Here is an 8,405-nt window from a genome sequence, read left to right as displayed (position 1 = left end):
CCCCCCCACAGGGATAACAGTGCTGCGCTTTCGTCAATTGCCCAGGCACGCTCGGGCCAGGGAGGCGCGCCGATCAATGGCTTCGCGCAGCCGACGCTTCTGCGTCTCCCAGGCATCCGCTTCGACCCGGGCCGAACGCATCAGCGCCAGCATCGCTGCCTTGGCGTTGACGTACTCGGTCCAGGCATCGCGGATCTTGAGGTTGCGGCGCTCTTCATCGCTCATGTCCATGCGTCTCAGGGCCAGGGTGCATTCGTCCCGGATCAATGGCCCGAGGGTCATCTGGATCTTGTGGGGCGCCTTGAAACATGCGCTACCGGCAACGATGTCCCGGGCCCGGCCCAGGCCCCATTCGAGCGCTTGGCACAACGGTTCGCGCAACGCGCGATCATGGAATTCCTCGACCCAGACGGATCCGTTCGGCCGATAAACACAGATGAAAAGTTGCGTCACGCTCTGCTGGTTGATCCGCGCCTGGACCTCGACCTGCGTGCCGTCCTCCAGGACCTCTTCGTGGTTGCGCCCCGCCAGCCGACGGTTCACCCACAACCAATACGCTGCGCTTCTACGTCGCATCCCGTTGCCCTCCCCCTAAGGAACAGGGAGTAAGGCACACGGATGGGACAATTTCCAGCGCTGCAAAGCGGGCTCCTGACGAATGACAGTCGCCACTCAGCGGCCGAGCTTTTTCTCCACCTGCCCGACCTTGTCGCGCAATTTCTCAGCGTCCTGCTCATGGCTCTTGATCGACTTGGGCGTGATCGTCTTGTCGACTTTGTCAGTGGCTGGATCCGGGTGGCGCACATCGCGCTCCACCACGTCCACCGGGTCGCCGGCAGCATCCTTCGCTGGCGCAGCGTTGCCGACTTGGCTGGCTGTTTTCGAATGTTCGCGCGTCATGACATCGTCCTCGACAGGGTTGAATATTAAATTTCGAGTGGGGCGGAACGGCGAGAGTTCGATCGGGTTGCATGAAGTCCCCCGCCACAGGCAAACCGTCCGAAATCCCTGCGCGCCCGCCGAAGAATCTGCTAAAACGCAGCTTCTGTCCCGAGTAGCGAATCGCGTCGATGCCTTCATCCTTACTTTCTCGCCTCAGGCAACGCTGGCTGGCCTGGTTGTTCATGGCCGCGATGGTGGTCGGCCTACCGGTGGGCTGCGCGGTGTTGCAGCACAAGGAACGCGAGCTGGTGTTTCGCATCGAGCCGGGGACGGCGAGCTGGTTCAGCGGCCTTCCCAGCGGTGTGCAAGAGTTCGACCTCAAGCCCAAGAGTTTCAAGGCCGGGGAAAACATCCACGGCTGGTGGTGGCCGGCCGAACGCAAGAACGCGCCGGCCATCCTTTACCTGCACGGCGTGCGCTGGAACTTGACCGGCCAGCTGTTCCGTATCCAGCAATTGCGGGCGCTGGGCTATTCGGTCATGGCGATCGATTACCGTGGCTTTGGCAACAGCCAAGGGGACCTACCCTCTGAAGCCAGCGTGTACGAGGATGCAAGAATCGCCTGGGAGCGTCTTGCGGTGCTGCAACCAGACCCGGCCCTGCGCCTGATCTACGGCCATTCCCTGGGCGGTGCCGTCGCGGTGGATCTTGCGGCGGAACTGGGTCAGGAGGCGGCAAAAAATGGCACCCCCGTGCCCGCCCGAGGCCTGGTCATCGAATCGACCTTCACGTCCCTGGGCGATGTCGCCACCGCCATGGCCAACACTTCCCTGCCGGTGCGCTGGCTGCTGTCGCAGAAGTTCGATTCCATCGACAAGATCGGCGAGATCAACATGCCGCTGCTGATCGTCCACGGCGCCGCCGACCGCTACGTACCACCACGCTTCAGCGAGCAGCTGTTCAATGCCGCCCGGGAACCGAAGCGTTTGTTGTTGGTGCCGGGTGCCACGCATAACAACAGCATGAGCCAGGCGGGTCGCACGTATCGGCAGGCGTTGGATGCGTTGATGCATGCCCGCCCATCCCCGGTGGCCGGAAACGCCCAGGCAAGCCCGGCCAAGGCCGGTTAAACCAAACATTCCTGTGGGAGCGAGCCTGCTCGCGAAGGGGCCAGTACATTCAACATCGGGGCGAACTGACACACCGCTTTCGCGAGCAGGCTCGCTCCCACAGGGGATTGGGTTTACTTCAGAATCGGGAGCAAAAAAAACGGCACCTTTTCGGTGCCGTTGTTTTTCGGTTGAAGCGTTACTTACGCGCCGCCTCCCACGACTTCAGCAGTTCGGCATAATTCACCGTCTCGCCTTTAGGCTTCTCGTTCGCCAGTTTCGGCTTCGGTGCGCCCGGTTGATCGAACCAGTATTGCGCGTCGCGCTCAGGGTTCATCTTAGGTGCGCAGGTGGCCTGGGCCTTGGAGCGTTCCAGACGCGTCATGATCGCGTCCTGATCCTTGGCCAGCCCGTCGAGAGCCTGTTGCGGGGTTTTCTCGCCACTGGCCGCTTCGGCGATGTGGCTCCACCACAGTTGTGCCAGACGTGGATAGTCCGGCACGTTGGTCCCGGTTGGCGACCATTGCACACGGGCCGGGCTGCGATAGAACTCCACCAGGCCACCGAGTTTCGGCGCCAGGTCGGTCATCGCCTGGGAGTTGATGTCCGATTCGCGAATCGGCGTCAGGCCAACGATGGTTTTCTTCAGCGACACAGTCTTGGACGTCACGAACTGCGCGTAGAGCCAGGCCGCGAGGCGCTGCTTCTCAGGCGTGGATTTCATGAAGGTCCAGGAACCCACGTCCTGATAGCCCAGCTTCATGCCCTCTTCCCAATACGGACCGCGTGGCGAAGGCGCCATGCGCCATTTCGGCGTGCCGTCGGCGTTCATCACCGGCAGGCCCGGCTTGGTCATGTCGGCGGTGAAAGCGGTGTACCAGAAAATCTGCTGGGCGATGTTGCCTTGGGACGGCACCGGACCGGACTCGGAGAAGGTCATGCCCGCCGCTTCCGGTGGCGCGTATTTTTTCATCCAGTCGACGTACTTGGTGGTGGCGAACACGGCGGCCGGGCCGTTGGTGTCGCCGCCACGAGTGACGCTGGAGCCGACCGGATGGCAGTCTTCGACGCGAATGCCCCACTCGTCCACTGGCAAGCCGTTAGGCAGGCCCTTGTCACCGCCGCCGGCCATGGAGAACCAGGCGTCGGTGAAGCGCCAGCCCAGGGACGGGTCTTTCTTGCCGTAGTCCATGTGGCCATAGACGCGCTTGCCGTCGATCTCCTTGACGTCTTCGGAGAAGAACTTGGCGATGTCTTCATAGGCCGACCAGTTCACCGGTACGCCCAGCTCGTAGCCGTATTTTTCCTTGAACTTGGCCTTCAGGTCCGCACGCTCGAACCAGTCGGCGCGGAACCAGTAGAGGTTGGCGAACTGCTGGTCGGGCAGTTGATAGACCTTGCCGTCCGGCGCGGTGGTGAAGGAAATGCCGATGAAGTCCTTGAGGTCGAGGGTCGGCGAGGTGAAATTCTTGCCTTCGTTGGCCATCAGGTCGGTGATCGACTCGGTCTTGCCGTAGCGAAAGTGCGTGCCGATCAGGTCCGAGTCATTGACCCAGCCGTCGTAGATGTTCTTGTCGGACTGCATCTGGGTCTGCAGCTTCTCCACCACGTCGCCTTCCTGCAGCAGGTCGTGGGTCAGCTGGATCCCGGTGATTTCGTTAAACGCCTTGGCCAGTACCTTGGATTCATATTCGTGGGTAGCGATGGTCTCCGAGACCACGTTGATTTTCATCCCGCGAAACGGCTCGGCGGCCTTGATGAACCACTTCAGTTCTTCGAGCTGCTGCTCGGCTGTCAGGGTCGACGGCTTGAATTCATTGCCGATCCATTTTTTCGCGGCGTCTTCATAGGCGTCGGCCCAGGCCGTAGCGCTCAGCCCGCTGAGTGCCAGCATGGCTGCCAATGAAACGCTATGTCGCAGCTTATTGTTTTTATCGAACATAGAGACCTCCTGTTTGGGTTTAAGAGCCTGATCGTCGTCGAATTGTCGCGACTAGCCCCACCGCATCACTGCCAACAGCCACACCAGAGACAACGCGAACGCTATCCAGATGCTCCAGTCGGTAACGCCGATCACCAGCAGGTGCAGGTAGGCGCTACCGAGAAGACCGATAAACAACCGATCGCCACGCGTCGTGGCAATCGGCAGGAAACCACGCCGAGGGACACTCGGCGAACGCAACTCCCACGTCGTCATGCCTGCCAGCAGCACGGCGATGACCCCAAAGAATGCCGCCGTGGGGGCGGTCCAGTTCATCCATTCCATCATCGACTCCTCAGACCCGGCCCAGGGCAAAGCCCTTGGCCACGTGGTTGCGAACGAACCAGATCACCAGCATGCCCGGCAGGATGGTCAACACCCCCGCCGCCGCCAGCACGCCCCAGTCGATACCGGACGCCGACACCGTGCGGGTCATGACCGCCGCGATCGGCTTGGCATTCACCGAGGTCAGTGTCCGGGCCAGCAACAGCTCGACCCAGGAGAACATGAAGCAGAAAAACGCCGTGACGCCGATGCCGGAACCGATCAATGGGATAAAGATCTTGGCGAAGAACTTGGGGAAACTGTAGCCGTCAATGTAGGCGGTCTCGTCAATTTCTTTCGGCACGCCGGACATGAAGCCTTCAAGGATCCACACCGCCAGTGGCACGTTGAACAGACAGTGGGCCAAAGCCACGGCGATGTGGGTGTCGAACAGGCCGATGGACGAGTACAGCTGGAAGAACGGCAACAGGAACACCGCCGGTGGCGCCATGCGGTTGGTCAGCAGCCAGAAGAACAGATGCTTGTCGCCGAGAAAGCGGTAGCGCGAGAACGCATAGGCCGCCGGCAGCGCGACCGCCAGGGAAATCACCGTGTTCAGGCTCACGTAGTACAGCGAGTTGAGGTAACCGGTGTACCAGCTCGGATCGGTGAAGATCACTTTGTAGTTCTGGAAGGTGAAATCCTGCGGCCACAGCGTCAGGCCGCCGAGGATTTCGGTGTTGCTCTTGAACGACATGTTCAGCAGCCAGTAGATGGGCACCAGCAGGAACAGGATGTAGATCAAAAGCGGAATCAGCTTTCTCTTGCTCATTGTGCGGGCCTCAACGGTTGGCGTCGGAGTGCGTCATGGCGGTATAGAACAGCCAGGACACCAACAGAATGATCAGGAAGTACACCAGGGAAAACGCCGCCGCCGGGCCCAGGTCGAATTGACCGATGGCCATCTGCGTCAGGGTCTGGCTGAGGAACGTGGTGGCGTTGCCCGGCCCGCCGCCGGTCAGGACGAACGGCTCGGTGTAGATCATGAAGCTGTCCATGAAGCGCAACATCACCGCGATCAGCAGCACGCTCTTCATCTTCGGCAACTGGATGTGCCGGAACACCGCCCAGTTCGACGCCCTGTCGATTCGCGCGGCTTGATAATAGACGTCCGGAATCGCCCGCAACCCCGAATAGCACAGCAGCGCCACCAGCGAAGTCCAGTGCCAGACGTCCATCACCAGCACCGTGACCCAAGCGTCCATGGTGTTGGCCGCGTAGTTGTAGTTGATGCCCATGGCGTTGAGCGTCGAGCCCAGCAGGCCAATGTCGGCGCGCCCGAAAATCTGCCAGATGGTGCCCACCACGTTCCACGGAATCAGCAACGGAATCGCCAGGATGATCAGCACCAGGGACGACCACTTGCCCTTGGTCGGCATGGTCAGGGCGATGGCGATACCCAGGGGGATTTCAATCAGCAGGACACACGCCGAGTAGATGAACTGGCGCAACAGCGAATCGTGCAGCCGTGGGTCGAGCAGCACCTGCCTGTACCAGTCGGCGCCGACGAAGTAGCGGCTGGACTGGTCGAAGATGTCCTGCACCGAATAGTTGACCACGGTCATCATCGGGATCACGGCACTGAAGGCCACCAGCAGGAACACCGGCAACACCAGCCACCAGGCCTTGTTGTTCTGCACCTTGTTCATGGCTGCACCTCGCCTGCGGACTCAAGCAGATATTCATTGGCATAGACCATCAGCCATTGGCCCGGAAAACTGATGTACGCGCTACCTTCCGGCACCGGTTTGTCTTCGGTCAGACGAACCTTCAGCGGTGCGCCGTCAAGGTTGAGGGTCAGGATCTTGTAGGTGCCGAGGTCTTCGACGTGCACCACGTCAGCCCGCATCGCGTCGTCGTAAGGGCCGTCCCAGACATGCACGAATTCCGGGCGGATGCCGACCTTCAGGCTCTTGCCTTGCGCGTCGGCGACACGCCGCTGCAGGGTCTCGGACAGCGGCAAGTGGGTCGAGGCGAAACCGACGCCACCGGGCTGCGCCTGGACCTCGATCAGGTTCATGCCGGGACTGCCGATGAAGTAGCCGACGAAGGTGTGGCTCGGGCGCTCGAACAGTTCACGCGGTGTGCCGAACTGCACGATCTGGCCGCCGTACATCACCGCGATCTTGTCGGCGAAGGTGGAGGCCTCCAACTGGTCGTGGGTGACGTAGACCATGGTGATGTTGAACTGCTCGTGGATCTGCTTGAGCTTGCGCCGCAGTTTCCATTTCAGGTGCGGATCGATCACCGTCAGCGGCTCGTCGAACAGGATCGCCGAGACATCGTCGCGCACCAGCCCACGGCCCATGGAGACTTTCTGTTTTTCATCGGCGGTGAGGTTGCGGGCCTTCTTGTCCAGCAGGCTCTGCAGGTCGAGAACCTCGGCGATTTCCTGCACCTTGGTGTGGATCCGCGCCTCGGCCATGCCCTGGTTGCGCAGCGGGAACGCCAGGTTGTCGAACACCGTCATGGTGTCGTAGACCACCGGGAACTGGAACACCTGGGCGATGTTGCGCCGCTCCGGGGACAGTTCGTTGACGACTTTGCTGTCGAACATCACCTGCCCTTCGGAGGGGCTGAGCAAGCCGGAAATGATGTTGAGCAAGGTCGACTTGCCGCAACCCGAAGGCCCGAGCAGCGCATAGGCGCCGCCCTGCTCCCAGATGTGGTTCATCTCTCGGATCGCGTAGTCCTCGGGGCCCGCCGGGGTGCTGGTGTAGCTGTGGGCGAGGTTCTGCAAACGAATTTCGGCCATCAGGCAACCCTCGCGATACGCTGGCCTGGGGCTTGGACCAGCTTGCCCTGGGCGTCGAAGACAAACAGTTTATGGGTCGGGATGTAGATGCGGATCGGCGCGTCGACGTCATACTCATGCACGCCGGGCAAATGCAGCACCAACAGGAAGTGTTCGTTGCGCACGTGCAGGAAGGTCTCGGAACCGCTGATTTCGGCCACCTCGACGGTCACCGCCAGTTCCAGGTCGTCATCGTTGCTCGGCACCAGGGAGATATGGCTGGGGCGCACGCCGAAACGGAACTCGCCCTCGCCCACCGGACGCAGGTCGACGTTCAGCGGGAAGTGCACGAAGTTGGCGAAGCTGACTTCATTGCCGGCAATGCGTCCCGGCATGAGGTTGATCGGCGGTTCGGAAAACAGCTCGGCGGCCAGCACGGTTTGCGGCTGGTGATAGACGGAAGACGACTTGCCGCTCTGGATCACCCGGCCTTCATGCAGGATCGTCGTGGTCCCGCCCAGGGCCAGCGCTTCGTTCGGCTCGGTGGTGGCGTAGACGGCGATGGTGTGACGAGCCTGGAACAGCTCGCGCATTTCCTGGCGCAGTTCTTCACGCAGCTTGTAGTCGAGGTTCACCAGCGGCTCGTCGAACAGGATCAGTTCGGCGTCCTTGACCAGGGCTCGCGCCATCGCCGTGCGCTGCTGCTGGCCGCCGGACAGCTCCAGCGGATGGCGCTTGAGGAATTTATCGATCCGCAGCATCTTCGCGGTTTCCAGGACCTTGCTCTGGATAATCTCTTCGGAAATACCGGCCTGGCGCAGCGGCGAGGCGATATTTTCGAATACGGTCATGGTCGGGTAGTTGATGAACTGCTGATAGACCATCGATACATTGCGCAGCCGCACCGGCCGCTTGGTGACATCGACGCCGTTCATCAGGATGCGGCCGCTGTCGGGCTTGTCCAGACCGGCCATCAGGCGCATCAGGCTGGTCTTGCCGGACAGCGTGCGGCCCAGCAGAACGTTGAAGGATCCGGGTTCGAAACTCAGATTGGCATCGTCGATCCAGGTCTGGCCTTCGACGGTGCGACAGATGTGCTCAAGCTGTAATGACATGGCTCGGCCTTTTTATTATTTGGAGTCAAGCGACCCGAGTGCAAAAGCGAAAGCCGTGCCAGAAATCACAAACTCTTGATTATGCTTGGCTTTATTTTTTTGACGGTAAAACTGGCGTTCATTGCTGAACAGAAGTGAACAATCAGGGATGAACAATTGAACAGTGTGCAGGTTGACAATGAACAATATTGAACAACACTGAATGAACGCTACCGGCTGGCCTGATCACCACCCTTGTGGGGGGGGGGGGGGGGGGGGGG

General features: G+C 60.8%; 9 protein-coding genes. 1 reads left to right on the top strand and 8 read right to left on the bottom strand.

Translation table 11 applies throughout. The features are described 5' to 3' along the window. Nucleotides 1-33: 33 nt before the first annotated feature. Nucleotides 34-576 carry a hypothetical protein gene (locus ACE04F_RS10805; RefSeq protein WP_486106555.1) on the bottom strand — a complete coding sequence of 181 codons (543 nt, stop codon included), beginning with the start codon at nt 574-576 and terminating at the stop codon, nt 34-36. Between the two features lie 96 nt (nt 577-672). Continuing rightward, nucleotides 673-900: a hypothetical protein gene (locus ACE04F_RS10800; protein WP_486106554.1), complete on the bottom strand. Its 228-nt coding sequence runs from the start codon at nt 898-900 to the stop codon at nt 673-675. 170 nt (nt 901-1,070) lie between these two features. Here ACE04F_RS10800 and ACE04F_RS10795 point away from each other — a divergent pair, with 170 nt between their 5' ends. Continuing rightward, entirely contained in the window at nt 1,071-2,012 is a 942-nt protein-coding gene (locus ACE04F_RS10795) for an alpha/beta hydrolase (RefSeq protein ID WP_486106552.1), read from the top strand. Between the two features lie 178 nt (nt 2,013-2,190). On the opposite strand, the gene ACE04F_RS10790 is transcribed toward ACE04F_RS10795, so the two are convergent. The 6 genes from ACE04F_RS10790 to ACE04F_RS10765 are packed head-to-tail and all read right to left on the bottom strand — an operon-like array spanning nt 2,191 to nt 8,145. Further along, complete coding sequence (locus ACE04F_RS10790) at nt 2,191-3,933, bottom strand: ABC transporter substrate-binding protein (protein ID WP_486106550.1); 1,743 nt, start codon at nt 3,931-3,933, stop codon at nt 2,191-2,193. A 51-nt stretch (nt 3,934-3,984) separates the two neighbouring features. Then, a complete protein-coding gene (locus ACE04F_RS10785; RefSeq protein WP_486106548.1) occupies nt 3,985-4,257 on the bottom strand; it encodes a DUF2160 domain-containing protein in 273 nt (90 codons plus the stop codon). 10 nt (nt 4,258-4,267) lie between these two features. Beyond that, nucleotides 4,268-5,068 carry a carbohydrate ABC transporter permease gene (locus tag ACE04F_RS10780; protein WP_305495769.1) on the bottom strand — a complete coding sequence of 267 codons (801 nt, stop codon included), beginning with the start codon at nt 5,066-5,068 and terminating at the stop codon, nt 4,268-4,270. A gap of 10 nt (nt 5,069-5,078) precedes the next feature. Then, the gene (locus tag ACE04F_RS10775) at nt 5,079-5,945 is read right to left on the bottom strand and encodes a carbohydrate ABC transporter permease (RefSeq protein WP_305495771.1); all 867 of its coding nucleotides are present in this window, start codon (nt 5,943-5,945) and stop codon (nt 5,079-5,081) included. Next, nucleotides 5,942-7,051 (bottom strand): ABC transporter ATP-binding protein, encoded by a 1,110-nt coding sequence (locus ACE04F_RS10770; RefSeq protein ID WP_486106545.1) that lies wholly within the window; start codon nt 7,049-7,051, stop codon nt 5,942-5,944. The genes ACE04F_RS10775 and ACE04F_RS10770 overlap by 4 nt, the downstream gene beginning before the upstream one ends. Next, on the bottom strand, nt 7,051-8,145 hold the full coding sequence (locus tag ACE04F_RS10765) for an ABC transporter ATP-binding protein (protein WP_486106543.1): 1,095 nt from the start codon (nt 8,143-8,145) through the stop codon (nt 7,051-7,053). Before ACE04F_RS10765 ends, ACE04F_RS10770 begins: the two co-directional genes overlap by 1 nt. Nucleotides 8,146-8,405 lie beyond the last annotated feature (260 nt).

The sequence above is a fragment of the Pseudomonas sp. AGC41 genome (assembly GCF_057334555.1).
Note: the sequence above shows the minus strand (reverse complement) of the source record. Positions and strands in the feature narration are given on the sequence as shown.